Below are 845 nucleotides of genomic sequence, written 5' to 3'. Positions count from 1 at the left end.
AAGGCTCAAAATACAATTTCACAACCATTTGTGCAATCCTATCCGTTACTGTTGGGATTCCTAATGTCCTGGTGCCTCCAGCCTTCTTTGGTATTTCCACAGCTTTGACCGCAGGAGGAAAATAACTACCTGAAGACATTCTATTCCATAATTTATAGAGATTATCCGCTAGATTCAGTTCGAATTCTGCTATTGATTCTTCATCAAGTCCTGCGGACCCCTTATTTGCTTTTACTCTAAGAAAGGCTTCATAGACTGCCTTTTTAGATATATTGTACGGCTTTGTCTTATTCATAAGTTCCTCCCACTTTAATGGTTGACTTGTTAATAAAACTGAATAACATAACCCCTTTGCTCTACCTCCGTTAGGAGGTTTCATAGCTACTACGGGTTATTCCGCCCCTATACATGGCATTGGTACTCTGATTCTCGTGGGGCTTCCACTTGAAATCTCTCCCTTAACATCCATGTCGTAGGTTCCCACGTTCCACACTAAAGCCTATATTAAGTTCACGCCGCCTTTATACCGGTCACCGAACGGACAGTAAACAGGTTCCCTCCGAACTTGTCCCGAGTTAACGACTCCCCCTCGGTTTTGATGACATCTATACGCTTTCGATACTTCTTCAACGGTTCAATGGTTTTCGTCTCCTTAATACTTACCTGACAGAATCTCGTTCTGCCTTTTCCCTAACGCTCAATACCATAGCTTTTGACTATAGCACCTTAGGGTGGTTTGCAATCTCTACCTGTATAGCGATTGCGAGAGGCCTACTCTCATCTTTTGTGCAGCATAACTTCCTTTGTGTGCTTACGCACACTTTGGTTGTTTTCGTGGCACACAA

The 845-nt window shown here is 43.0% G+C and carries 1 pseudogene; it reads right to left on the bottom strand.

Annotated features, from left to right (window positions below):
• A pseudogene (locus CHI06_RS28970) lies at positions 1–295 on the bottom strand (group II intron reverse transcriptase/maturase); the annotation flags it as partial.
• Positions 296–845 lie beyond the last annotated feature (550 nt).

This window comes from Bacillus sp. 7884-1, from assembly GCF_002272245.1.
GTDB lineage: Bacteria > Bacillota > Bacilli > Bacillales > Cytobacillaceae > Neobacillus.
The sequence above is the reverse complement of the archived record's forward strand: the minus strand, read 5'-3'. Positions and strand labels throughout refer to the sequence as shown.